Genomic DNA, 24,283 nt, shown 5'->3' with positions numbered 1-24,283 from the left:
GGGCGCGATCGGAGCGGGAGCACAGTGCCCAGAGATCGGATTTCCCGTCTGGGCGCAGTGATGGGTAGACTGTTTTGGTTGCCTCGGCGAGGGACGCCCCCCGAGAACAGTTGGGCGCGGCTCCGTGATCGACGCGGTGGTTCGTTGCCTGACGCCTTCTCCGGGGTCACAAAGCGCCCGCTGAGGCCGCAGCCGAGTTCCACCTAGTCAACAGATCACCGCAACGCACTTGAGGAGTTCATCTCGTGGCCGAGGTCAAGATCCAAGCCGAATCGCGTACGGAGTTCGGCAAGGGTGCTGCCCGCCGAATCCGCCGGGACAACAAGGTTCCCGCCGTCCTGTACGGCCACGGTAGCGACCCGGTGCACATCACGCTGCCCGGTCACGACACCATGCTGGCCCTGAAGACCGCCAACGCTCTGCTGCTGATCGAGGTCGAGGGCGGCGAGAGCCACCTCGCGCTGCCGAAGCAGGTCCAGCGCGACCCGATCAAGGGCTTCATCGAGCACGTCGACCTGGTCATGGTCCGGCGCGGTGAGAAGGTCCAGGTCGACATCGCCGTTCACCTCGAGGGCGAGGCCATCAGCGACACGCTGGTCGTGCTGGAGAGCCCGACCATCCTGGTCGAGGCCGAGGCGACCCACATTCCGGACGGCGTCGCCGTCTCCGTCGAGGGTCTCGACGTCGGCGCGCAGATCCACGCCTCCGACATCAAGCTGCCGACCGGGACCACGCTGGCGATCGAGCCGGACACCCTGATCGTGAACATCACCGCGGCCCAGACCGCCGAGCAGGTCGAGGCCGAGCTGGCCGACGCCGAGGCCGAGGCCGGCATCGAGCGGGACGAGCCGCAGGCTCCGGCCGAGGAGCCGGTGGCCGCCGCCGCCGAGTAGTCTGTCTGCGCCGCAGTACACAGACACAGCAGGAGGGCCGGGATCCGTGGCGGACGACGTGTGGTTGGTCGTCGGACTGGGGAATCCCGGCCCTTCCTATGCCCGCACCCGGCACAACATCGGCCACCTGGTGGCCGATGAGCTCGCGGCCCGGACCGGCGACAAGTGGAAGCAGCACAAGCAGGTCAAGGCCGAGGTGATCGAGACCCGGATCTCCGGGATCCGGACCGTGCTGGCCAAGCCCCGGTCGTACATGAACGAGTCCGGCGGCCCGGTGTCCGGGCTGCTGAAGTTCTTCAAGCTGGAGCCGGCCAACCTGCTCGTCGTCCATGACGAGCTCGACATCGACTTCGGCGTACTGCGCTGCAAGTTCGGTGGCGGCGACAACGGGCACAACGGGCTCAAGTCACTGCGGAAATCGCTTGGCACCGGTGAGTACTATCGAGTTCGGTTCGGTGTGGGTCGTCCGCCGGGCCGGCAGAACCCCGCCGACTTCGTCCTGAACGAGTTCTCCTCGACCGAACGCAAGGACCTTCCGTTCGCCGTCGACCGGACCGCGGACGCGGTGGAATCACTGCTCACCGACGGCCTCGATGCCACCCAAGGGAAGTACAACTCGTGAAACTCAGCGGTCTCGTCGACACCCTGATCACCGATCCGGTGGTGGCCGAGGCCGTTCGTGACGCCAAGGCCGACGGTGTCACGACCCTCGACCTGAGCGCCCCGACCCCGGTACGCCCGGTCCTGCTCGCGGCGATCGCGTCGGAGCAGAATGGCGCCGGCCGCCCCGTGCTCGCGGTGACGGCGACCTTCCGTGAAGCCGAGGAGCTGACCGAGGCGCTGCAGTGCATGGTCGAGCCCAGCACAGTCGCTTACTACCCGGCCTGGGAGACCCTCCCGCACGAGCGCCTCTCGCCCCGCTCCGACACGGTCGGGCGGCGTCTCGCCGTACTGCGTCGCCTCGCGCACCCGGATCCGTCGGACGAGACGACGGGGCCGATCAAGATCCTGGTCGCGCCGGTGCGGTCCGTGCTGCAGCCGCAGGTCGCCGGCCTGGCCGACCTGAAGCCCGTGCAGTTGCACGTCGGCGACACGGTCGAGCTGGAGGAGGTCGTCGACGCACTGGCCGGAGCGGCGTACCACCGGGTCGATCTCGTCGAGCGGCGCGGTGAGTTCGCGGTCCGCGGCGGTATCATCGACGTGTTCCCGCCGACCGAGGAGCACCCGCTGCGGGTCGACTTCTTCGGCGACGACGTGGAAGAGATCCGGTACTTCGCGGTCGCCGACCAGCGCTCGCTGGAGGTCGCCGAGCACGGGCTGTGGGCGCCCCCGTGCCGCGAGCTGCTGCTGACCGACGAGGTCCGCGCGCGGGCCGCCGTACTGGCCAAGGAGCACCCCGAGCTGGCCGAGCTGTTCGAGAAGCTGGCCGAGGGGCACGCGGTCGAGGGCATGGAGTCGCTGGCACCCGTGCTCGTCGACGACATGGAGCTGCTGGTCGACCTGATGCCGGCCGGTACGCACGTCATCGTCAGCGACCCCGAGCGGGTCCGGGCCCGGGCACACGATCTGGTCGCGACCAGCCAGGAGTTCCTGGAGGCGTCGTGGGCGGCGGCCGCCGGTGGTGGCGAGGCGCCGATCGACCTGGGGGCGGCGGCGTACATGTCGCTGGCCGACGTCCGGTCGCACGCCCTGGGCAACGGCCTGGCCTGGTGGAGCCTGTCGCCGTTCACTGCGGCGCCCACCGATGTGCCGGAGCTGCGCGACTCGATGGGCGCGCGGGTCTCGTTCGACATCGACCCGGACGCCGGCGCAGTCCGGAGCCGCGCGATCGCCGCGCACGAGGTGGACCCGTACCGCGGTGAGACCGCGGCCGCGGTCGAGGATGTCCGCGGCTGGCTGCGGGACGGCTGGCGGGTCGTCTGCGTCACCGAGGGCCACGGTCCCGCGCAGCGCCTGGCGGAGGTTTTCTCCGAGGCCGAGCTGCCGGCCCGCGCGGTCGACGGGATCGACTCCGTGCCCGAGCCGGGCGTGGTGCTGATCTCGCAGGGGCAGCTGGACCACGGATTCATTGCGGACGGCATCAAGTTCGCGGTGCTCACCGAGAACGACCTGGCCGGCCAGCGATCGGCGGCCGAACGGCGTTCTCAGCAACGGATGCCTTCGCGTCGCAAGAAGACGATCGACCCGCTCGAGTTGCAGCCCGGCGACTACGTCGTGCACGAGCAGCACGGCGTCGGCCGGTACGTCGAGATGATGCAGCGCACCGTGGGCACGGGAGCTCAGAAGGCCACCCGCGAGTACGTCGTGATCGAGTTCGCCCCGAGCAAGCGGGGCCAACCCGGCGACCGGCTGTACGTGCCGACCGACCAGCTCGACCAGGTCACCCGGTACGTCGGTGGCGAGCAGCCGAGCCTGGACAAGATGGGCGGCGGCGACTGGGCCAAGCGCAAGGGCCGCGCCCGCAAGGCGGTCCGGCAGATCGCCGGCGAGCTGATCAAGCTGTACGCCGCCCGCCAGGCGACCAAGGGCCATGCCTTCGCCAAGGACACCCCGTGGCAGGCCGAACTGGAGGACGCGTTCCCCTTCGTGGAGACGCCGGACCAGCTGGCCACCATCGACGACGTGAAGCACGACATGGAACGTGTCATGCCGATGGACCGGATCGTGTGTGGTGACGTCGGCTACGGCAAGACGGAGATCGCCGTCCGGGCCGCCTTCAAGGCAGTGCAGGACGGCAAGCAGGTCGCCGTACTCGTGCCGACGACGCTGCTCGTGCAGCAGCACTACGCGACCTTCGCCGAGCGGTACGCCGCCTTCCCGGTGAACGTGGCGCCGCTGTCGCGGTTCCAGACCGACAAGGAGGCCAAGGCCACCATCGACGGCCTGGCCGACGGGTCGGTCGATGTGGTGATCGGGACGCACCGGCTGTTCGGTGGCGAGGTCGCGTTCAAGGATCTCGGACTGGTCGTGGTCGACGAGGAGCAGCGGTTCGGCGTCGAGCACAAGGAGCAGCTGAAGCGGTTGCGGACTGCGGTCGACGTACTGACGATGTCCGCGACGCCGATCCCGCGGACCCTGGAGATGTCGATCACCGGGATCCGCGAGATGTCGACGATCGCCACGCCGCCGGAGGAGCGGCACCCGGTGCTGACGTTTGTCGGCGCCTACGAGGAGGGCCAGGTGACCGCCGCGATCCGGCGCGAGCTGCTGCGGGAGGGCCAGGTCTTCGTCGTCCACAACCGGGTGAACACGATCGAGAAGGCGGCCGCGCGGATCCGCCAGCTGGTCCCCGAGGCCCGGGTGAGCGTCGCGCACGGCCAGATGAACGAGCACACCCTCGAGAACGTCATCCAGGGCTTCTGGGAGAAGCAGTCCGACGTCATCGTGTGTACGACGATCGTCGAGTCCGGGATCGACATCTCGAACGCGAACACGATGATCGTCGAGCGCGCCGACCTGCTCGGCCTGTCCCAGCTGCACCAGCTCCGCGGCCGGGTCGGTCGCGGCCGGGAGCGCGCGTACGCGTACTTCTTCTTCCCGCCGGAGAAGCCGCTGACCGAGACCGCACACGACCGGCTCGCCACGATCGCGCAGCACGCGGATCTGGGCGGCGGCATGGCGGTCGCGATGAAGGACCTGGAGATCCGCGGCGCCGGGAACCTGCTCGGCGGCGAGCAGTCCGGGCACATCGCCGACGTCGGCTTCGACCTGTACGTCCGGCTGGTCGGCGAGGCGGTCGCGGAGTACCGCGGCGACACCCAGGCCGAGGAGCCCGAGGTCAAGATCGAGCTGCCGATCGACGCGCACCTGCCGCACGACTACATCCCGTCGCAGCGGCTGCGGCTGGAGATGTACCAGCGGCTGGCCGCCGTCCGCGACGAGGACGGCATCGCCGAGCTGGTCGAGGAGTTGCACGACCGGTACGGCGACATCCCGCAAGCGGTGCTGAACCTGGTCGAGGTGGCGAAGTTCCGCAACCACGCCCGCCGGGCCGGTCTGCACGACGTCACCCTGCAGGGCAACCTGATCCGGTTCGGGCCGGTCGAGCTGCCCGATTCGAAGGTGCTGCGGCTGAACAGGCTGTACCCGAAGAGTCTGGTGAAGGCGCAACTGCGTACGATCCTGGTGCCGAGACCTGCTACCCGGCCGGTCGCCGGTCAGCCGCTTCGCGACCAGGAGCTGCTGCAGTGGTGCACCCGGTTGATCGACGACGTGATCGCCGAACCGATCGGGGTCCCGGCATGAACCTGTACGGAAGACACGAGGAGATTCGGTGAGCACATCGCGACGGCTTGGGGCGATCGGAGCGGCAGCGGCCATGGTGCTGCTGGCTGGTGGCTGCGCGGCGGGAACGCACCCGGGCGCGGCGGCCATGGTCGGCAACACCGAGATCAGCGTCGGCGACGTCGACAAGACCTCGCGCGCGGTCACCACGGCCCTCGGCCAGGACTTCGCCACCAGCGTGACGCTGAGCGAGCTGGTGAACAACGCACTGGTCGCCCAGGTCCGTGAGGAGAAGGGCATCACGGTCTCCGACGCGGAGACCGCCGAGGCCGCGAAGCTCGTGGTCAGCGACGAGGCGTCGTACCAGAAGTTCCAGGAGAACGAGCTCACCCGTGACTTCCTGAACCAGGTCGCCGCGGCCGCCGTCACCACCATCAAGCTCGGCGGTGGGACCGGCGTCAACGACCCGCAGGCGCAGCAGAAGCAGCAGGCCGGCATCGCCGCCGTCAAGGACGCGTCGAAGGACATCAAGGTCAGCATCGCGCCGCGCTTCGGCCAGTGGACCGACGGCGCCATCGACGGCAAGGTGTCCGGCTCGCTGTCGGAGGAGTCCGACCAGGCCAAGGCCAAGCGCGAAGCCGCCGAGGCCCAGCAGCAGCAACAGGGCCAGGGCTGAGACCGCTGAGCCCGGTGACGCACGACGGTCGTCCCGGCCCGGGACAGGGCGGCGGCATCAAGGTCGTCCTGACCAGCCCCCGGGTGGCGCCGGGCTTGCTCACCCGCGCCGCCTGGCAGGCGTTCGCGGACGCCGATGAGATCGGCGCCTCGGCCGGCCCGTCCCGCCCGGACGTCCAGGCGGTGATCGGCTCCGGCTTGGTTGTCACCCAGATCGAAGGCGGCTTCGCCGAGGCGTGGACCTGGCTCTCCGGCGCAGCCACCGCAGGCCGTCAGGTTGCCTGGCTCGTCGCCGACGACGGCGAACCAGCCCTCCTCCGCGTGGTCGCCGACCAGCTGAACCGGGACCCGCGACCGCCCTTCGAGGTGGAGATCCTGCACGGCTCGTACGACGTACCAGGCGCCCGCCTGATCGACCTCGTCAGGGTCATGGACCGCCTCCGCCGCAACTGCCCGTGGGACCAGGAACAGACCCACGAGAGCCTCGCGAAGTACCTCCTCGAGGAAACCTACGAAACCCTCGAAGCCATCGACACCGGCGACCGAGCCCACCTCCGCGAAGAACTCGGCGACCTCATGTTGCAGGTCGCCTTCCACTCCCGCATCGCCGAGGAGAACCCGGATGAAGGCTTCTCGATCGACGACGTCTCCGGCGACATCGTCGAGAAGATGATCCGCCGCCACCCCCACGTCTTCGGCGACGAGACGAACAAGGACCTCGCCGCGGTAGAGGCGAACTGGGAGACCATCAAAGCCGCGGAGAAGCAGCGCAGCTCCGTCCTGGACGGTGTTCCGCTGGCCCTCCCCGCGCTGGCACTCGCGGACAAGGTCCTCAGCCGCGCAGCCAAGCTCCTCGCGGACGACGAGCCCACCCCGGAGCCGTCCACCGACACCGACCGCATCGGTCAGCAACTACTGGAGCTGGTCCGCGCAGCCCGCACCCTGGACGTCGACCCCGAACAAGCACTCCGCGGTGCGGTCCGATCGCTGGCAGACCAGATCCGCACCGCGGAACAGAGCTGATTTCGGTCAGGACACCGCGGTGAGCGCGGTCGCCTTGAGCATGGCCGCCGTACTCAAAGTGCAGAGTCCGTAGACGACCGGCGTCTCGCCCCCGAAGTCCGCCCCCAGCGCCTCAGCATCCCGCCGCTCCACGGCCACGGCATGCCGCTCCTCGTCCACAAACCCGATCCACGAGTACGACGGCGTCCGGTGCGGGAAGATCTCCACGCCAGCAGGCACCGACACATGCACGTTGATCATCGTCAAAGGCTCGGTGACCCGCCGCCCATCGGCGCTCCCGATCACACTGTGAGCCTGCCAAACCTGCACGAAATCAGGCTTGAGCCCCGCCGTCACTCCACTGTCAGCAGCCAGCTTGCCCCCCAGCAACTGATCCACATGCGCCGTCAACCAAGCCGGCGCATCCCCAACCACCGGCCCGCTCTGCAGCCAAGAGAAGTCCTCCACTCCGCGAACCCGCACGGTCGGAGAACTCAGCACCCCCGGGTGCGTCCGGTTCTCCTCAGGAGACCGCACGCAACCCAGAACCTGTCGCGAACCTAGGTCCTCGCGGATGATCGTGAGCGCGAGGACCGGCATGTACGTCGCGACCGGCTCAGTAGACCCCGGCGTCAACTCCAGCGCGTCAAGCCACTCGCGCGGAACCCGCCTGAGGTCATGGTCGATTGTGTTCATCACTCCATCGTAATCTTCAATTCTTGAAGCACGGATAAGAACCAGTCCCCCGCTTGTGTCCGCGCGGTCTCCAGAAAATCGTTGAGTGGGACTTCCGGATGCTGCAGATCCTGCTGACCGAAGGTCATCGTGCCAGGGGTGTCGAGCAGGGCCGTTTCGAGGCGGCCGACGGATGCCAGCCAGTCGTCGAGCCGCGCCGAATCCCCTTTCTGCCCACTCGCTTCGATCCGGGCCAGCATGTCCTCGCGGTCGCGGGGAGTCAGGTCCAGATGGAACAACCGTGGTACGACCGGCATCAGGCGGTTGCCCTGTTGGTCGAACTTCTCAACGATCCAGAGCGGTTCCGGCAATGGGATCTCCTGGAGCGCGCGAATCGGTACGTCTGCGCCGAATTCATCGAGGAGCCCGTGACGGGCCGCTCGGATGAACGCGGCCGAGGTGACACTTGCCTCTCGATCGCGGGCGATCAGCCTTCGTCGCGCCTCATGGCTGGTCGACGTCGACCGTGGCCCACGCTCTCCGGTTCCGACCAGATCCTCGTCGGAGATGTGGCTGCTGATGAGCTGATACGTGGCGGACTTCGCGTCCTGCTGCAGCAGGACGCGACGGCCGACGGCGCGTCCGGACCGCTCGGCATAGCCATGGACGAGTACTAGCGCGACGCCGAATCCGAAGCGCCCGGTTTCCCCGTCACCGGCTGCCGCCGCGTCGTTCTCGGAGTCGACACCGAGCTGGAAGTAGCTGGACAGGCGGTGGCGGGCGGCGGGGCCGACCGGCGTCGACTCGTTGCCCTCGCCAACGATGACGACAGCTTTCAGATGGGTCAGCGGCATCCGGTCGCGGACCAGATCGCGGTAGTGAGCCTCGATTAGCTGGATGAAGGACGGCTCCGCCGAGACGGCGACCGGAATGGAACTGAGCTCATCGGGCTCGATGTTCGGCAGCGCCGGCCAGACGGCACACTGGTTCCCGTCGGCCGACCCGATCAGGACGAAGGACTGCCGGACCTCGTCAGACTCGTACAGCTTTACGTCGTAGTCGAGCGGCCCCTCGTCAGGATGCAGCCGGCCGCCGACCGCGAGGGCCTCGAAGATCCTGGTGATCTGCCTCTGCACGTCCCAGGTGGCGGCGTTTGGAGCCGCCGGTCCGCGGAGCTGCTGCTGGCGCGCGTGACTGGGGAAGACGATCGTCACTCTCTCCGGAAGGTTGATGCATGTGCGCTCGAGCAGGGACAGGATGTCCAGCTCGTCGGCGACAACGATTACCAGCCTGTTGAGTCCGTCTGCGGCAAGCAGATCTTCGAGCAGGGCGTCGCGAGTGGCTGGGTATCGAACTGGCTGAGACTCGGCCTCGAATAGGGCGCGGCTCAACTGCTCGAGCTCGGGCCGTTTGAGCTCCTCGGCCAATTTGGCGGCGAGCTCGAGTGACAGATCCTGGTTCTCGCCCTCGAGCCGGTTGATCACATAGCGGCTCACTCCGACTCGGGAGCCGAGCGTCGCTTGACTCAGCCCGACCTCCTTGCGCGCCATCCGGATCTGGCCGGCGATGGCGCGGCGAGTCTCCCGAGAATCGTCAACGGTCAGGCCAGCGGGTGTGTCGGTCACCGCCTCCCCTTTCTGCGAGTCGTCGCTTGAGGTCTGTCTTTCGCGGGCGGAGCTTGGGGTGCTGCGGCGCCATACAAGCAGAAAATCGCCCTCGGCGACGCCTACACGCCGAAGCGTTCACAACTGTTCGTCACCGTGCATCACAGCGGAGTTCAACCCCTCCCTAGCTGCCTTGCCGATCCCCGGTTGCATCAGGTGTTTGACATTGTGCGCGACGTGCGCACTTGTGCATAGAGGGAGCGCACATTTGTATTGACCTGTTGCAGGAGTGCACCTACTCTGAGTTCGAGGCCGCTATACGAAGAGGCGGCTCGATCTGCACCCGAGCCGCCCCACATCACCGAGAACCCGACGACCTAGCAAGTGAGGGGTCTGATCCGTGATGAAACAAAAGCCTATCCCAAACTGTGCGATGTGCAAGCCAATGTGCACATCTGCACTAAATAAGGCGGTTGCGAGCATTCCGGTCCAGTCCGTCAAGGTGTCGAAACACCTCCAGGCTGGCGGTGTGTGATGAGAAGCCGGCGGGGCGGGAGGACCCGCTATCGCACCGGGCGGAGTCGGCCGATGCGGGTCGGTGGGAGATCGAGGAGGCGTAGCCGGGGGCGGAGGGGTTCCCGGCGATGGATTCTCGGCGTCGTCATCGGACTGCTGTTGGCAGTCGTCTCGGCGTCGGCGGCGCTGTGGGAGTCGCGCAGGCACGAGCCGGCGGGGCCGGTGCTCGGCGGGACGATCGTTTACACGGCGCCGACGGCCAATCAGGCGGCGATCCGGATTGCTGGAAGCGCTCGGGAGATGCTCGAGCGGGCTGGAGCCCAGCACCAGGTTGTCAGGGTTGTGCGGATCGACGGCAATGGGGCCGTCTCGACGACCGCAACGGATCTGACGCCGCGGGTCGACGGGAAGCCGGATGGGGAGCCGCTCAAGGTTGCGGAGCGGGCCGCGAAGGAGATCGACCGGCTGATCGGGACGTTGGAACAGCAGCTCAACGAGAAGAGCTCGGTGGTCGGCGGCGAGGCGTTGTTCGCCGGGTTGTCGCGGGCTCGAATCGATGTCTCCCGGCCGGTGTTCATCTTCTCCTCGGGGCTGGATACGACCGATCCGGTCGACTTCCGGAAGCTGGCGTTCGATGTGGCGCCGGCGACTCTGACGGGTGAGCTGCGCAAGGCGGGGGAGTTACCCGCACTGCAGGGCGCGGCGATCACGTTCGTCATGCTCGGTGAGTCCGGGCGGCAACCGGTTCTGCGGCGGCCGCAGATCGTCTATCGGGAAGCCGTGTGGACCACGCTGCTCCGGGCGGCCGGTGCGCCGACGGTCCGGTACGAGTACCCGGACGGCGCACCGTCCACCTCGCCTCTGCCGGCGCCCGTCGTACCGATCCCCCCGCCGCCGGGTACGCCGGTGCCGGCCAAGACCACCAAGGTGCCCGGAGAGAAGACGTGCACGCTGAGCGCGGCGACGTACTTCGCTTCGGATCAAGCGGTCCTGCTGGATCGCCAGGCGACGTTGCGGGCGATCGGCTCGTGCGCCGCCACGATCGGATCGACCGGCCGGGTGTCGGTCGAAGGACACACTTCCTCGGCCGTCAAGCGGCCCAACAACCCGGTGGCGCTCAAGCTCAGCACGCAGCGGGCGCAGGTCGTCGCCGGACTACTGGTTCAGCGCGGCGTGGCGCGGAACCGCATCGACATCAAGGGTTATGGCAATGCGAACCAGCCGTACCCGGACCCCAGCGACCCTAGAAATCGCTGTGTGATCGTTCGCTTCAGCAGTACCAAGTAAAGGGGGACGGAGATGGCCACGCAGGCGATTCCGTTACCGGACAACGGACACGAGTCCATTCGGGGGCCGCAGTACACGCGACGGGAAGCCGTCCGGGCGGGCCTGTGCACGAAGGAGGAGTACCGCATCGCCTCCACCTATTACGAGTACGTCGTACGCCACCACCGGGAGGCCGGCCTTCCGCGGAGCGAGTGGGAGCCGCAGCCGGTGGTCGGCCGCCAGCTCAGCGCGCCGTACGTGCGTGATGGGCAGGACCTGCTCGCGACGCGGTTGAGGAACCAGGTCGACCCGGCGCTGGACGCGATCGACCGGTTGTGCGACGACGTTGAGACGACGATGGACGATCTCGGCAGACATCCCAGGGACCTCAGTACGCCGGAGACCAACAAAGTGTACGGCGGCCACGACGCGGTCGACCGGGTGGAGGAGCTGACCGACCGTGTGGAAGCGGACCGGGCCGACGGCCATCGGCACCACGACCGCGCGCCGGCCTGGCTGCGGACGATCTCGCGCGTCGCGCCGTGGGCCGAGGCGCTCGGATTCCTTGCCTTCCTCACCTATTACCTGAACGTGCCGATCGTGAGTCCGTGGCGGGACTGGATGGGATGGACGTTTGCTTTGATCCTGGTGGTCTACGTGATGCTCGGGCAGACCTGGCTGGTGGATCACGCGGCGCGTGCTCACAACCACGCTCGCGAGGCGCAGGCGGACGGGCAGAAGCACCACGCGGAGGCGAGCCGCCGGCACCGGTTGGGGTACTTGTTGGTGACGGCAACGATCGCGCTCGGCATCACGTCGGCGTTGATCGAGCGAGGTCTCGACGCGCTCGGGCACGCACAGACGGCGGTGGCCGTTGTCATGATCATGCTGGCCGTGACTACCGGATTGTTGATGCCGACGCTGGCATTCCTGGGCAAGGCGCTCGACGGCAGCAAGGTGTCGCGGGAGCGGGACGCGCTGACCGACGACCTCGACGAGGATCGGGAGCAGTACGACGAACTCGTCGAGCAGGCCGAGTCGGACCTGGCGATTGCTCGGCGGCTTGAGCGCGAGCAGGTCGAGAAGATCATGCCCGCGATCCTCAGCGATGTGCAGAAGGTGGTCGACGAGGCGTCGGCGCCGTACAACTTCCTCCGGCTGCAGATCGGTGGGCTGTCGAGCCAGGTGGCCGTGCCGTCGAGCGCGGTGGAGGTGGCGACCGGGTCCCGCCCGCCGCTGAGCAACAGGATCCCGGGCGCTGAGGCGGTCAATCTGCAGCCGGTGATCGACCGTGATCGCCGGCTCGCGGCTCTTCGGGTCAGGCTCGCGGACGTCACGCTGCGACTCCGGCGAATCCCGCCGCACCCGTGGGACCATTCGGGCCCGGATCTGACGTTCACCCGATGATGCGAGCGCCGCGCCCAGATCCCGGGCGCGGCGCGTTACCTCGGGCCGTCGAGGAGGGCGCGGAGGGCGTCGCGGTGGGCCGCGTACGCGTGCTCGCCCGACTTCGTCATCCGGTACGTCGTCGTCGCGCCGCGACCGCGGCCTGTTTTCGTGGTGGCGACGTACCCGGCTGCCTCCAGCGCCGACATGTGCTTCGACAGGTCGGAGTCGGTCACCTGCAGATAGTCCTTGAGGAAGCGGAACGTCACTGTCGTCGCGTTCGCCAGTACCGCCATCGCCGCCAGTCGCTTGGGAGCGTGGATGACCGGGTCGATCCCGTCGATCACCCGAGTCGTTCCCGGACCTCGGCCGCCGCCACGGCGTACCGGCGTTCGTAGTACCAGAGCCCGGCCGTCACCAGCACGAACGCGGTACCCGCTCCGGCCGGTACGCCGCCGAGCCACCAGGCCAGCGCGACGAGCGCCACGACGACCGGCACCGCCACGAAGAACCGGACCCAGATCGCTCCGATCTCCCGTGGGGGTGTGCCGTGGCCCGGCGTCGGCATCGCGCCGTGCCGCCGCCGCATCCATGTGATGAACCAGAACTCGAGCGCCACGAGCGCAACCAGCGACCCGACGAAGAGCGCGGCGCTGACCCGCCACCAGATGAAGGCTCCGATCAGCGCGGCCATCCAGAGCCCGACGGCCGGCGAGTACCACCCCGGTGTCTTCGGGTAGTTCACGTACGGCGTGGCCTCGGCCCGCTCGAGCACGCGCGACAGCTCCTCGGCATCACTTTCCACACCGGAAAGTTAGCCGATCACTTTCCACTTTCGCAAGGAGAAAATTCTCGGGGAAAACCATGTGTGTGCGACCGCCCGCGCTGGCAGGGTGTGCGGGGTGGATGTCGCCGGGGTGTTGCGAGAGCGCTGGGAGCTGACTGCCCGCCTGGAGTCCCTCACCGGTGGGATGGGGTCGGAGACGTGGCTCGCCGAAGCGGACGGATGGCGCGGGGTGGTCAAGTCGGTCGACGCCGGGGACATGGGGTTCGCGCCGGGGCTGGGGTTGGCGGTGCGGCTTGATGATGCGGGAGTCGTGACTGGGCGGCCGCGGCCTAGCGCGGCGGGTCGGCTGGTCGAGCTGGTGGGTGAGCGGCAGGTCGGCGTACTGGAGTTTGTCGACGGAGTGCCGCTCACTGGTGCTACGGACGATCAGCGGGCGGTCGGCATGACGCTGGCGCGGGTGCATCAGCTGTCGTGGACCCCGCCGGGGGAGGTGGCTGAGTGGCTCCAGCATGTGACCCAGTTCGATCCGTTCCTGGACTTGGAGAAATGGATCCGGCCGGCTGTCGAGGGCGCGCTCGAAGGTGTGGAGGCACTCGGCGAGTTGTCGTGGGCCTGGCTGCACGGCGATCCCGCTGCAGAGGCATTCCTCCGGCAGCCGGACAGCGAGATCGCGCTGATCGACTGGGGTGCCGCCATGCACGGCCCTGTCCTGTACGACGTCGCGTCGGCCGTCATGTACGCCGGTGGCCGCCCGGATCACGTCGTACCGGCGTACCTCGACCAGCGCCCCGAGCTCGCGGACGAGATCTTCGCCGGCCTCGACGCCTTCCTCAGGGTCCGTTGGGCTGTGCAGGCTGGGTACTTCGCCTGGCGCTGCGTGAATGACGTTCGTACCGGTATCGCCGACCCCGCCGAGAACCTCAAAGGTCTCGCCGATGCCAGACAAGCCTTCGAAACCGCGGACCTGTGACCGTGGACGTTGCGTGGACGGGACCTCGAGACGAGCAGCTGTGCCCAACCTGATGGACGATGCACCCGGCCTCCGCCACCTGGCCGGCGATCGCCGAAGCATGTCCCGTTTGTGGAGGGATCTCGCCTGGAAGGTGGCGGGTTTTGCCCTTGTGGAGTGGCATTTCCCTCCAGGTTCATCCCTAGCAATCGCCGGCCCGACGCCGGTGCGATTCCCAGTCTGTTCATGGCTCTAGGCTGACCGCTGGAGCGCTTGAGCAGAACTATCGATGTGTCGACAAGCTATAGTTTCCGTCGATGGAACTGGTCGCGGAGGATCTCGCGGCGTTCGCCGCCTTCGCGCGCCACCGGAACTTCACCCGGGCCGCGGCGGAACTACACGTCAGCCAGCCCGCGCTGCATGCCCGCATCCGCAAGCTCGAAGGTCGCTTGGGTACGCCGCTCTACCTGAAGCAAGGGCGGCAACTCCAGCTGACCGAGGTGGGTGAGCGGCTGGCCGCGTTCGCCAATGACGCGCTGGACCGGGCCTCGGACTTTCTCAGCTCGATCGAGGCCGCGCCGCCGCGCCCGGTCGTGCTGATGGCCGGCTCCGGCGCCTACCTCTACCTTCTCGGCGAGCCGATCCGCCGGTTCCTGCGGAAGGGACACGAGCTGCGGCTGCTGACCGGGAACGCGGCCCGGACCCTCGAGGCCGTCCGGGAGGGGACCGCCGATGTCGGCGTCACCGCGCTGGGGATCCCGCCGGACGACCTCGACTGTGAGTTGCTGGCGCAGTTCCCGCAGACCCTGATCACGCGTGCCAACCATCGCCTGGCCGACCGGCGGACGATCAGGCTGAAGGACCTGCAGGACGAGGCTCTCGTCGTACCGCCGAAGGATCGACCGCATCGGCAGCAGCTGGAGCGGAGCATGCTCGACCTCGGCGTCCGGTGGTCCGTCGCGGTAGAGGCCGAAGGGTGGGAACTACTGGTCCAGTTCGTCCGCCTGGGGATCGGGCCGGCAGTGGTGAACGGCTTCGTGCGGACGACGGCCGCCGTTCGGAAGATCCCGGTCACGGACCTGCCCCCGGTGCGGTACTACGTCATCAGCCGGCTGGACCGCGGAGAGCGAGTGGACGAGCTGAAGAGGCTGTTGAGGTGAGCCGGGACAGCCGGCGGATTTTCAGGCTGCTCAGGCATACAGCAGGTGAGCGTGGGCTCACCATGAGTGCGGACGGCTGGGTGGCGATCGCCGACGTACTGGCCGAGCTGCGGATGTCGTCGGCTGCGCTGGCGGTGGCGGTCGACGAGAACGACAAGCAGCGGTTGCAAGTGGACGGGGACCGGATCCGGGCGTGTCAGGGGCATTCGCTGGAAGGGATGCCGGTGACGCGTGAAGCCTTGGAGAACAGTTGGGAACGGGTGTATCCCACTGACCTCCTCTGGCATGGAACCAATCGCGCCGTACTGCCTGCGATCCAACGGGAAGGCTTGCGGCCAGGACGGCGTACGCACGTCCATCTGGCGGCGTCCAAGGACAGCCCGGTCGGCCGGCGTACGGCGGTAGAAGTCTTACTGGGTGTGGATTCCGGCAATCTCGAGGTCTATCTGGCGCCCAACGGGGTGTTGCTGACGCGGGAGGTACCCGCGGATGCGATCGTTAGGGCCGACGCGGTCCACCGGGGCAGCTGGTCTGGAGGCTAGGCTCGGGACCGATTCGTCATCGAGAACTTGGGAGTCAATGTGGCCACCATCGAGGCCGTCGGCGCCCGCGAGATCCTCGACTCGCGCGGCAACCCCACTGTCGAGGTCGAGGTTCTGCTCGACGACGACACCGTCGCCCGGGCGGCCGTGCCCTCGGGCGCGTCCACCGGCCAGTTCGAGGCCGTCGAACTGCGCGACGGCGACAAGGCCCGGTACGGCGGCAAGGGCGTCCAGAAGGCGATCACCGCGATCCTGGAGGACATCGACAAGGAGATCGTCGGGTACGACGTCCACGAGCAGCGGCTGATCGACCAGGCCCTGATCGACCTCGACGGCACCCCGAACAAGGCCAAGCTCGGCGCGAACGCCATCCTCGGCGTCAGCCTGGCGGTGGCGAAGGCGGCCGCGGACAGCGCCGGCCTGCCGCTGTTCCGCTACGTCGGCGGCCCGAACGCGCACGTCCTGCCGGTGCCGATGATGAACATCCTGAACGGCGGCGCGCACGCGGACAGCAACGTCGACGTCCAGGAGTTCATGGTCGCCCCGATCGGCGCGGCGACGTACGGCGAGGCCCTGATGCAGGGCGCCGGCGTCTACCACGCGCTGAAGGCGGTGCTGAAGGAGCGCGGCCTGTCCACCGGCCTCGGCGACGAGGGCGGCTTCGCGCCGAACCTGGCCAGCAACCGCGAGGCGCTCGACCTGATCCTGGTCGCGATCGAGAAGGCCGGCCTACGGCCGGGCAAGGACATCGCCCTGGCGATGGACGTGGCCGCGAGCGAGTTCCACACCGACGGCGTGTACGCGTTCGAGGGCGGGAAGAAGTCGGCCGACGAGATGATCGCGTACTACGCCGACCTGGTGTCGTCGTACCCGATCGTCTCGATCGAGGACCCGCTGAACGAGGAGGACTGGTCCGGCTGGATCAACCTGTCCGGTCAGCTCGGTGACAAGATCCAGATTGTCGGCGACGACCTGTTCGTCACCAACGTCGAGCGGCTGCAGCGCGGCATCACCGAGAAGGCCGCGAACAGCCTGCTGGTGAAGGTGAACCAGATCGGCTCGCTGACCGAGACCCTGGACGCGGTCGACCTGGCCCACCGCAGCGGCTTCACCTGCATGATGAGCCACCGCTCCGGCGAGACCGAGGACACCACGATCGCCGACCTCGCGGTCGCGACGAACTGCGGCCAGATCAAGTCCGGCGCCCCGGCCCGGTCCGACCGGACCGCGAAGTACAACCAGCTGCTCCGGATCGAGGAGGAGCTGGACGACGCGGCGACGTACGCCGGTCGCTCGGCCTTCCCGCGGTTCCAGGGCTGAGATGCCGTCGTCCCGCCGGGAATCCGGTGCACGCCCCGGCTCGCGTCCGTCGAGCCGGACCCAGTCGCGTCCACCGGCCCGTCGGGGCGACCAGCCCAAACGCCGTACGACGGGGACCCCGGCCGGCCCGGTCCGGACCCGGGGCTCCCGTAACCTCACCGGCCGGGCGGCCGTCGTACTGCTCGTGCTCGGTGCGCTGATCGTGTCGTACGCGCAGAGCCTGCGGGTGTGGTTCGACCAGCACCAGCAGGTCACCGCGCTGCAGCAGGAGATCCGGGACCGGGAGAAGCGGGTCAACGAGCTGAACGACGAGATCGCCCGCTGGGACGACGACGCGTTCGTGAAGGCGCAGGCGCGGCAGCGGCTCGGCTGGGTGATGCCGGGCGAGGTCGGCTACCGCGTGATCGGCGCGGACGGCAAGCCGCTGGGCGCGCCGCCCGAGCCTTCGGCACCGACGGACGGTACGACGGACGCGCAGAAGCCGACCTGGTACACGAAGCTGTGGGGGAGTGTCGAGGGAGCGGGCAACCCGCCGGCCCCGGCTACGACGCCGGCTCCGGCCAAACCGACCCCGAAGCCGATCATCACGCCGTCACCGAAGGCGACCCGGTGAGCGTCAGTCCCGCGGACGAAGAAGCCGTCAGCAAGCAGTTGGGCCGGACCGCGCGGGGCATCCGCTCCATCGCGCACCGCTGCAGCTGCGGCCTGCCGGATGTGGTGGAGACCGAGCCGCGACTGCCGGACGGTACGCCGTTCCCGACCACGTACTACGTGACCTGCCCGCGACTCGCGTCCGCGATCGGTACGCTCGAGGCCGAGGGCATGATGAAGGAAATGACCGACCGTCTGGGCAGCGATCCGGACCTGGCCGCGCGCTATCGGGCGGCCCACGAGTCCTACCTGGCCCACCGCGAGTCCATCCAGCACGTCGAGGAGATCGCCGGCATCACAGCCGGCGGCATGCCCAACCGCGTGAAGTGCCTGCACGTGCTGGTCGGTCACTCACGCGCCGCCGGCCCCGGCGTCAATCCCCTTGGCGACCAGGCCCTGGAAGCCCTGGAGGACTGGGGCCGCCGAGGTCCGTGTGTCTGAACGGGTTGCGGCCGTCGACTGCGGGACCAACTCGATCCGCTTGCTGATTGCTGACCTGGTCGACGGTCGGCTCGTCGAGGTCGATCGGCGGATGACGATCGTCCGCCTCGGGCAAGGTGTTGATGCGACCGGATCCTTCGCTCCGGAAGCGCTGGAGCGTGTCTTCACCGCATCTGACGACTTCGCCGCCGTGATCCGGGCGGCCGGTGTCGCGCGGACGCGATTCGTGGCGACCTCGGCGGCTCGGGATGCGAGCAACCGGGACCAGTTCTTCGCCGGCATCCGGGAGCGGTTCGGTGTGGAGCCGGAGATCATCTCGGGTGCGGAGGAGGCCGAGCTCAGCTTCCGCGGCGCCACGGCATCGCTCGGTCTCCCCGGGCCCTACCTCGTCGCGGACATCGGCGGCGGCTCGACCGAACTCGTCCTGGGCGACGCCGACGGCGTGATCGCGGCGGAGTCGCTCGACATCGGTTCGGTGCGGTTGACCGAGCGGCATGTCAGATCAGACCCCACGGCGCCCGACGAGCTCGACGCCATCGCCAAGGACGCGGACGCACTCCTCGACGCGACCACAGTCCCGCTCTCGCGGGCTCGCGCGCTGATCGGGGTCGGCGGGACCGTCACCACGGTCGCGGCGGTCGCTCTTGGGCTTCCGGAGTACGACCGGGCCGCGGTCCACCACGCACGTCTCGCCCGCGCTGAGCTTCGCGCCGCGACCACCTGGTTGACGAACTCCAGTCGCGTTGAGCGTTCCGCCGTACCAACAATCCATCCCGGACGCGTGGATGTGATCGGCGCCGGAGCACTCATCCTGCAGCGGCTGTTCGACCGGATGACGGTCGGCGAGGTGATCGTGTCCGAGCACGACATCCTGGACGGTGTCGCGCTCTCGCTCGCCTGACCAGGCCCTATGCCACGCGGGGTCGTCGACGTACCCGCCTGGGATGAGGCGCTGAAATGGACCGCAAAGGTCGCGGTCGCCTGCCGCTGTGCGCAAGACGTCGTGAGTTCTTCCCGTTCCGGCTGTGGATCTAGAGAAATCACGGTGATGCAGGATCTGCCGGCGGGTGGCGGACTGGCCAGTTCGGTGATCCCGTACGCCGGGGAGATCCAGATCCCGGAGAACGCCTGGAGTGTCGCCGTCGCGCCGTCGTGATCAGCGGGCGCGGACGCCGTCGAGGGCGATCTCGAGCACCCGGCCGCGCTGGTCGTCGTCCACGAAGCCGGCCGCGGTCAGTCCACTGACCATCCGCAGCAGGTCGTCGAAGCTGACGTCCTTGCGCGCCTCGCCCGCCTCCTGCGCGCGCTCGAACAGCGGCGTGCCGGCGGCGTACATCGCCTCCCGGGCCGTCTTGAACCGGTCCGAGTCGCGGTTGAGCGACTCCCAGATCGCGCGCTTGGTCGCGGCGTACTGGACGAAGCGGCGCAGCCAGGTGGTCAGGGCCTCCCACGGCGGCAGGTCGGCGACGTCCTCGGCCGCTTGGCAGAGCTGCTCGATCTCACCGAAATACACGGCGTTGAAGAGGTCCTGCCGGGTCGGGAAGTTGCGGTACAGCGTGCCGATCCCGACGCCGGCCTGGCGGGCGATGTCCTCCAGCGACGCGTCGGCTCCCTTGCCGGCGAACGCGTCCCGCGCAGCGCCCAGCAACGCGTCGAAGTTCCGGCGCGCATCGGCCCGCGTCGGCCGCCGTACGTCGACCTGCAACGCCGGCCTGGTCTGCTCATTCACCACGCGTTCACCCTAACCAGTTGAAACCGGAGGCACCCCTCCGTTATAGTGGAGGCATACCTCGACTTTACCAGGCCGGGGAACTTCTGCGCTTTAGTCCGGCGCGCACACCTCCCTTTCGAAGGACTTTTGCATGCCTGGAAACACAACTTCTCCGCGACTGACGCTGGCTGTGCTGGCGACGGTCGTGGCCTCGTTCTCGATGTTGCAGTCGCTGGTGAGCCCGGCGCTGCCCGTCATTCAGCATGACCTGCACACGACTCCGAGCACCGTCACCTGGGTGTTCACCGCATTGCTCCTGTCGGTCTCGGTGGCGACCCCACTCCTCGGTCGGATCGGCGACATGCGCGGCAAGGAGCGCACGCTCCTGATCGCACTGATCGCGCTCGCGGTCGGCTGCCTGATCGCCGCACTGGCCCCGAACATCGCCGTACTGATCGGAGCCCGCGTGCTGCAAGGGGTCGGCGGAGCGGTGTTCCCGCTGTCGTTCGGCATCATCCGGGACGAGTTCCCGTCGGAGCGGGTGCCGTCCGTGGTAGGCGTGGTGTCGGCCATCATCGCCGCCGGTGGCGGTCTCGGCATCGTGCTGGCCGGCCCGATCGTGCAGTCGCTCGGATGGCGCTGGCTGTTCTGGATCCCGATGGTCGTGATCTCGCTCTCCACGGTGATGGTTCGCCGCTACGTCCCCGAGTCGCCGAACCGCGTGCCCGGCCGGATCGACTGGCTGGCCGCCACGTTGCTGTCCGGCTGGCTGGTCGCGCTACTGCTGCCGTTGAGCGCGGGCCGGTCCTGGGGCTGGGGTTCATTGTTGACAATCGGATTGTTCGCGACTGCCGTCGTACTGCTGGTTGCCTGGATCACCGTGGAACTGCGGTCGCGGAACCCGCTGATCGACATGCGGATGATGCGGCTGCCGGCGGTCTGGACGACGAACCTGGTGGCGCTGCTGTTCGGTGCGGCGATGTTCGCGGTGTACGCGTTCGTGCCGCAGTTCATGCAGATCCCGAAGGCTGCCGGGTTCGGTTTCGGCTCGAGTGTCACGCAGGCCGGTCTGTTGATGCTGCCGATGCTGGTCACGATGGCCATCACCGGTTCGCTCAGTGGGCCGTTGGCGCCACGGTTCCACGTGAAGGCCCAGGTGGTCTGGGGTTCCGCGCTGATCCTGGCTGCGGCGCTGGCGTTCGCGGAGTTCCACGACCAGCCGTGGCAGGTCGCGCTGTCGACAGCGCTCTTCGGCGTCGGACTCGGGCTTGCGTACGCCTCGATGACCAGCTTGATCGTTCAGAGCGTCCCGCGCGAGCAGACCGGCGTCGCCACCGGCATGAACGCCAACATCCGCACCATCGGCGGCTCGATCGGCACAGCCCTCGCCAGCTCGATCATCACCGGCCACCTCCAGCCCAACGGCCTCCCCGCCGAATCCGGCTTCACCGACACCTTCCTCCTCCTCTCCACCTTCGCCGCAGCCGCCGTCCTCCTCGCCCTAGCCATCCCCACCATCCGCCACCCCCGCCCCACGGTCGCTGAGCCGGCGCTCGAGGAACTGGTCGGCTGACCCGTCATGAGGTCGGTTTCCGGAAAGAAGCTGTCACGGGGCGGCAGCTTCTTTCCGGAGATCCGCGATGACTCGACTGGCTACGCTGATGCGATGAAGTTGCCGCATCCGTTGACGGGGGAGTTGTTCGAGAGTCCGGTGCCGCCGGGGACCGGGTGGCCGGAGGATCCCGCCGTACGACGTACTCCGGTGGCGGAGGATGCGTCCGAGGTGCCGCGGTTGGCGGCGACCGGAGAGTTGCGGGAGCTGGAGGCACGCGTCTCCGTCTGCCGCGCCTGTCCGCGTCTTGTCGAGTGGCGGGAAGACGTTGCCGTCAGCAAGCGAAAGTCCTTCGCCGACCAGCCGTACTGGGGCCGCCCGATCCCGGGCTGGGGTGTTGCTGAGCCTCGGATCCTGATCGCCGGCCTCGCGCCGGCGGCCAACGGCGGAAACCGCACCGGGCGCGTCTTCACCGGCGACCGCTCCGGCGACTGGCTCTTCGCCGCCCTCCATCGCGTCGGCCTGGCCAACCAGCCCACCAGCGAACACGCCGGCGACGGCCTCCACCTGATCGGCACCCGCATGATCGCCGCCGTCCGCTGCGCCCCACCTGCCAACAAACCCACCCCCGAGGAGCGCGACACCTGCGCCCCGTGGTTCCGCCGCGAACTCGAGCTGGTCCTCCCCACCACCCAAGCCATCATCTGCCTAGGCAAATTCGGCTACGACGCCCTCCTGACCGCCCTGGCCACAGTAGGAGGCGCCGTCCCCAAACCCCGCCCACCCTTCGGCCACGCCGTAGAGCACCCCATCGAAACGCCGTACGGCGAAGTCACCGTCCTAGGCTGCTATCACCCCAGCCAACAAAACACCTTCACCGGCAAACTCACCGAAGCAATGCTCGACACAGTCCTCACCCGAGCCAAGACCGTCGCCGGCCTCTGAGGCCTGACAGGATCAGGCGATGGAGTCCAACTCGACCTTCTACCTGCGCTACCCGGAGCGCTGCACCATGGCAGCTGCGGTTGGGACTACGTCGCTGCTGGAGAGGGCTATGTGTCAACGTGGGTTGGCGGGGGCGTTCGGGAGTTTGCGGGTGTCGATGAGTTGCTGGGCGACATCGCGGAGCTTGACGTTGGTGTCCTGGGAGTAGCGTCGCAGGACCGCGAAGGCACGGTCGGCGTCCAGGTCGAACCGTTCCATCAGGATGCCCATCGCTTGCCCCACCAGTTTCCGCGCATCGACCGCCTCGGCCAGGTCCTTGTCTCGCCGCACGCTGGCCACTGCGATCGAGGCGTGCCGGGCCAGGATGTGCGCCACCGCCTCGTCGTCGTCGGAGAAGGCGTCCAGCCTGGTGCTGTACAACCCGAGCACCCCGACTGTCGCGCTACCGTTGCCGACCGCGAGGGGAACGTCGAGCACGCTGCGCACGCCGAGCTCAGTGACTTGCGCCGCCCAGTCCGGCCACCGGGTTTCGGTCGTGGTGTCGCGGATCAAGACCGTGGATCGCTCGTGCAAAGCGGCGACCAGCGGGCCCTGCTGAGTGCTGATTTGTGTCTGGTAGATGGCTTCGACCACCGGAGCGGTCACCGCGGCAATCTCCGGACGGCCTCGGGTGAGCAGGGCAACACCGGCGTAGCTGCAGTTCAGCGCCTGCAGCGCGAAGTGCACCACTGCATCGACGGTTTCGTCTACGGTCGGCAAGTCGTGCAGCGCGATCGCCAGCTCAGCGAATACGTCAGCCGCAGTCTTCGCCACCCTCACGGGGGAGTCTTCCTTCACGCGAAGGGCTTCGAATGTGAGCCGGCTCCGCAGAGGGCGAAGGGTGCTACGCGCGTCGATCAGCGCATCGTAATTCGGATCGGCAGCCATCGGTCGCTTGTCTCGGTCCTGGGCAACTGCCCGGTAAAGGCGTAACCGAGGACGACAGGGCCAGAATGGCGGTGATTGAAAGCCAACGGTATCTGAACGGTACCAGGCCAACGGGCCGCCGGACGCGCGTCGCGAGGATGCCCAGGTGTCAACGCGGCGGACAGTCCCACGCCCCAAGGCGGAGCCGTGACCAGCGCCAGGGGAACCTCATCCACCGGTGCCGGCCATTTGAATCCGTATCCCTGTCGGGGCCGCGAGGTCTAGTTCGGACAGGCGCCACGGTTCGCGTTGCAGCAGGTCCCGGCTGTCCAGTGCGTCACCCACGGGGTGAACTCCTCCGCTATCGGCAGATCCGTGCGTCGCCGCCCGTCTTCGGATCCGAAGAGGCGGTTGATCCCCACCAGGAGCGAGTGGCAGGGTCCTGTCCCATGATCGATGACTTCGCGAAGCCATATCTGCACGATTACCTGCAACATACCCGCGAGGCGATGCTCGCCAAGGTCGACGGGCTCTCCGAGTACGACGCCCGCCGGCCGCTGACCACGACCGGGACCAACCTCCTGGGCTTGATCAAGCACCTGGCGACCTGGGAAGCCAGGTACTTCGGCGAGGTCTTCGATCGCCCCTTCCCCGAACCGTTGCCCCGCTGGGATGTCGAGGCCGAGCGCCTCGCCGACATGTGGGCGACCGAGCACGAGTCCCGCAGGTACATCATCGACCGATATCGGCGAGTGTGGGACCACAGCGACGCGACGATCAAAACGCTCGCCATCGATGCCCGTGGCAACGTTGCGTGGTGGCCGCGCCCCGAGGTGAAACTGTTCGACATCCTGGTCCACATGCTCGCCGAGACCAGCCGGCACGCCGGCCACGCCGACATCCTTCGCGAAGGACTCGACGGAGCGGTGGGAACAGACGCGGAGAGCATGGCCGTGCAAAGGCACGAGGCGGCCTTCTGGGCGGAGCAGCGCGCAAAGATCGAGCGGGCCGCCAGAGCAGCCGACCCAGCCAACGCCTGACGGTTGCGCGTCAGGAGACCGAGTAGTCCTCCCGCATC

General features: G+C 68.1%; 23 protein-coding genes. 17 read left to right on the top strand and 6 right to left on the bottom strand.

Translation table 11 applies throughout. The features are described from left to right. Nucleotides 1–245 precede the first annotated feature (245 nt). Genes ACXC9Q_RS14365 through ACXC9Q_RS14345 form a run of 5 tightly spaced genes read left to right on the top strand, consistent with a single transcriptional unit; the run spans nucleotide 246 to nucleotide 6,815 of the window. Nucleotides 246–893 carry a 50S ribosomal protein L25/general stress protein Ctc gene (locus tag ACXC9Q_RS14365; protein ID WP_457056998.1) on the top strand — a complete coding sequence of 216 codons (648 nt, stop codon included), beginning with the start codon at nucleotides 246–248 and terminating at the stop codon, nucleotides 891–893. Between the two features lie 46 nt (nucleotides 894–939). Continuing rightward, nucleotides 940–1,515, top strand: coding sequence for an aminoacyl-tRNA hydrolase (pth, locus tag ACXC9Q_RS14360; protein WP_328526641.1), 576 nt, complete (start codon nucleotides 940–942; stop codon nucleotides 1,513–1,515). Then, the gene (gene mfd / locus ACXC9Q_RS14355; protein WP_457056997.1) at nucleotides 1,512–5,138 is read left to right on the top strand and encodes a transcription-repair coupling factor; all 3,627 of its coding nucleotides are present in this window, start codon (nucleotides 1,512–1,514) and stop codon (nucleotides 5,136–5,138) included. Before pth ends, mfd begins: the two co-directional genes overlap by 4 nt. A gap of 28 nt (nucleotides 5,139–5,166) precedes the next feature. Then, entirely contained in the window at nucleotides 5,167–5,793 is a 627-nt protein-coding gene (locus ACXC9Q_RS14350) for a hypothetical protein (RefSeq protein ID WP_457056996.1), read from the top strand. Between the two features lie 14 nt (nucleotides 5,794–5,807). Next, complete coding sequence (locus tag ACXC9Q_RS14345; protein WP_457056995.1) at nucleotides 5,808–6,815, top strand: MazG family protein; 1,008 nt, start codon at nucleotides 5,808–5,810, stop codon at nucleotides 6,813–6,815. Between the two features lie 6 nt (nucleotides 6,816–6,821). On the opposite strand, the gene ACXC9Q_RS14340 is transcribed toward ACXC9Q_RS14345, so the two are convergent. After that, the gene (locus ACXC9Q_RS14340; protein WP_457056994.1) at nucleotides 6,822–7,490 is read right to left on the bottom strand and encodes a hypothetical protein; all 669 of its coding nucleotides are present in this window, start codon (nucleotides 7,488–7,490) and stop codon (nucleotides 6,822–6,824) included. Continuing rightward, nucleotides 7,490–9,094 (bottom strand): helix-turn-helix transcriptional regulator, encoded by a 1,605-nt coding sequence (locus ACXC9Q_RS14335; protein ID WP_457056993.1) that lies wholly within the window; start codon nucleotides 9,092–9,094, stop codon nucleotides 7,490–7,492. Before ACXC9Q_RS14335 ends, ACXC9Q_RS14340 begins: the two co-directional genes overlap by 1 nt. 654 nt (nucleotides 9,095–9,748) lie before the next feature. Here ACXC9Q_RS14335 and ACXC9Q_RS14330 point away from each other — a divergent pair. Together ACXC9Q_RS14330 and ACXC9Q_RS14325 are read left to right on the top strand one after the other, a co-directional pair. Continuing rightward, nucleotides 9,749–10,876 carry an OmpA family protein gene (locus ACXC9Q_RS14330; RefSeq protein WP_457056992.1) on the top strand — a complete coding sequence of 376 codons (1,128 nt, stop codon included), beginning with the start codon at nucleotides 9,749–9,751 and terminating at the stop codon, nucleotides 10,874–10,876. Between the two features lie 12 nt (nucleotides 10,877–10,888). Continuing rightward, nucleotides 10,889–12,262, top strand: coding sequence for a hypothetical protein (locus tag ACXC9Q_RS14325; RefSeq protein WP_457056991.1), 1,374 nt, complete (start codon nucleotides 10,889–10,891; stop codon nucleotides 12,260–12,262). 35 nt (nucleotides 12,263–12,297) lie between these two features. Here the strand turns inward: ACXC9Q_RS14325 and ACXC9Q_RS14320 are convergent, their stop codons facing one another. Then, on the bottom strand, nucleotides 12,298–12,588 hold the full coding sequence (locus ACXC9Q_RS14320) for a transcriptional regulator (RefSeq protein WP_457056990.1): 291 nt from the start codon (nucleotides 12,586–12,588) through the stop codon (nucleotides 12,298–12,300). Next, nucleotides 12,585–13,046, bottom strand: coding sequence for a hypothetical protein (locus tag ACXC9Q_RS14315; RefSeq protein WP_457056989.1), 462 nt, complete (start codon nucleotides 13,044–13,046; stop codon nucleotides 12,585–12,587). Before ACXC9Q_RS14315 ends, ACXC9Q_RS14320 begins: the two co-directional genes overlap by 4 nt. A gap of 97 nt (nucleotides 13,047–13,143) precedes the next feature. Between ACXC9Q_RS14315 and ACXC9Q_RS14310 the strand changes: the two genes are divergently transcribed. The 7 genes from ACXC9Q_RS14310 (at nucleotide 13,144) to ACXC9Q_RS14280 (ending at nucleotide 18,992) form a co-directional block, all read left to right on the top strand. Further along, the gene (locus ACXC9Q_RS14310; protein ID WP_457056988.1) at nucleotides 13,144–13,998 is read left to right on the top strand and encodes a phosphotransferase enzyme family protein; all 855 of its coding nucleotides are present in this window, start codon (nucleotides 13,144–13,146) and stop codon (nucleotides 13,996–13,998) included. A 296-nt stretch (nucleotides 13,999–14,294) separates the two neighbouring features. Further along, nucleotides 14,295–15,137 (top strand): LysR family transcriptional regulator, encoded by an 843-nt coding sequence (locus ACXC9Q_RS14305; protein ID WP_457056987.1) that lies wholly within the window; start codon nucleotides 14,295–14,297, stop codon nucleotides 15,135–15,137. Beyond that, nucleotides 15,134–15,679 carry an RNA 2'-phosphotransferase gene (locus ACXC9Q_RS14300; RefSeq protein ID WP_457056986.1) on the top strand — a complete coding sequence of 182 codons (546 nt, stop codon included), beginning with the start codon at nucleotides 15,134–15,136 and terminating at the stop codon, nucleotides 15,677–15,679. The genes ACXC9Q_RS14305 and ACXC9Q_RS14300 overlap by 4 nt, the downstream gene beginning before the upstream one ends. 39 nt (nucleotides 15,680–15,718) lie before the next feature. Beyond that, nucleotides 15,719–16,999, top strand: coding sequence for a phosphopyruvate hydratase (eno, locus tag ACXC9Q_RS14295; RefSeq protein WP_457056985.1), 1,281 nt, complete (start codon nucleotides 15,719–15,721; stop codon nucleotides 16,997–16,999). A gap of 1 nt (nucleotide 17,000) precedes the next feature. Then, on the top strand, nucleotides 17,001–17,612 hold the full coding sequence (locus ACXC9Q_RS14290; protein ID WP_457056984.1) for an FtsB family cell division protein: 612 nt from the start codon (nucleotides 17,001–17,003) through the stop codon (nucleotides 17,610–17,612). Then, nucleotides 17,609–18,091: a DUF501 domain-containing protein gene (locus ACXC9Q_RS14285; RefSeq protein WP_457056983.1), complete on the top strand. Its 483-nt coding sequence runs from the start codon at nucleotides 17,609–17,611 to the stop codon at nucleotides 18,089–18,091. The genes ACXC9Q_RS14290 and ACXC9Q_RS14285 overlap by 4 nt, the downstream gene beginning before the upstream one ends. Continuing rightward, the gene (locus ACXC9Q_RS14280) at nucleotides 18,084–18,992 is read left to right on the top strand and encodes a Ppx/GppA phosphatase family protein (RefSeq protein ID WP_457056982.1); all 909 of its coding nucleotides are present in this window, start codon (nucleotides 18,084–18,086) and stop codon (nucleotides 18,990–18,992) included. The genes ACXC9Q_RS14285 and ACXC9Q_RS14280 overlap by 8 nt, the downstream gene beginning before the upstream one ends. 255 nt (nucleotides 18,993–19,247) lie before the next feature. Here the strand turns inward: ACXC9Q_RS14280 and ACXC9Q_RS14275 are convergent, their stop codons facing one another. Then, nucleotides 19,248–19,823: a TetR/AcrR family transcriptional regulator gene (locus ACXC9Q_RS14275; RefSeq protein WP_457056981.1), complete on the bottom strand. Its 576-nt coding sequence runs from the start codon at nucleotides 19,821–19,823 to the stop codon at nucleotides 19,248–19,250. 130 nt (nucleotides 19,824–19,953) lie between these two features. Here ACXC9Q_RS14275 and ACXC9Q_RS14270 point away from each other — a divergent pair, with 130 nt between their 5' ends. Continuing rightward, complete coding sequence (locus tag ACXC9Q_RS14270; RefSeq protein WP_457056980.1) at nucleotides 19,954–21,375, top strand: MFS transporter; 1,422 nt, start codon at nucleotides 19,954–19,956, stop codon at nucleotides 21,373–21,375. 93 nt (nucleotides 21,376–21,468) lie between these two features. After that, nucleotides 21,469–22,299: a uracil-DNA glycosylase gene (locus tag ACXC9Q_RS14265; protein WP_457056979.1), complete on the top strand. Its 831-nt coding sequence runs from the start codon at nucleotides 21,469–21,471 to the stop codon at nucleotides 22,297–22,299. Nucleotides 22,300–22,413: 114 nt separating this feature from the next. Here the strand turns inward: ACXC9Q_RS14265 and ACXC9Q_RS14260 are convergent, their stop codons facing one another. Then, entirely contained in the window at nucleotides 22,414–23,118 is a 705-nt protein-coding gene (locus ACXC9Q_RS14260) for a GAF and ANTAR domain-containing protein (protein ID WP_457056978.1), read from the bottom strand. 536 nt (nucleotides 23,119–23,654) lie between these two features. On the opposite strand from ACXC9Q_RS14260, the gene ACXC9Q_RS14255 reads away from it, so the two are divergent. Next, nucleotides 23,655–24,245, top strand: a complete 591-nt coding sequence (locus ACXC9Q_RS14255; protein ID WP_457056977.1) for a DinB family protein — start codon at nucleotides 23,655–23,657, stop codon at nucleotides 24,243–24,245. Nucleotides 24,246–24,283: the final 38 nt, after the last annotated feature.

The sequence above is a fragment of the Kribbella sp. CWNU-51 genome, assembly GCF_054073265.1.
The sequence above is the reverse complement of the archived record's forward strand: the minus strand, read 5'-3'. Positions and strand labels throughout refer to the sequence as shown.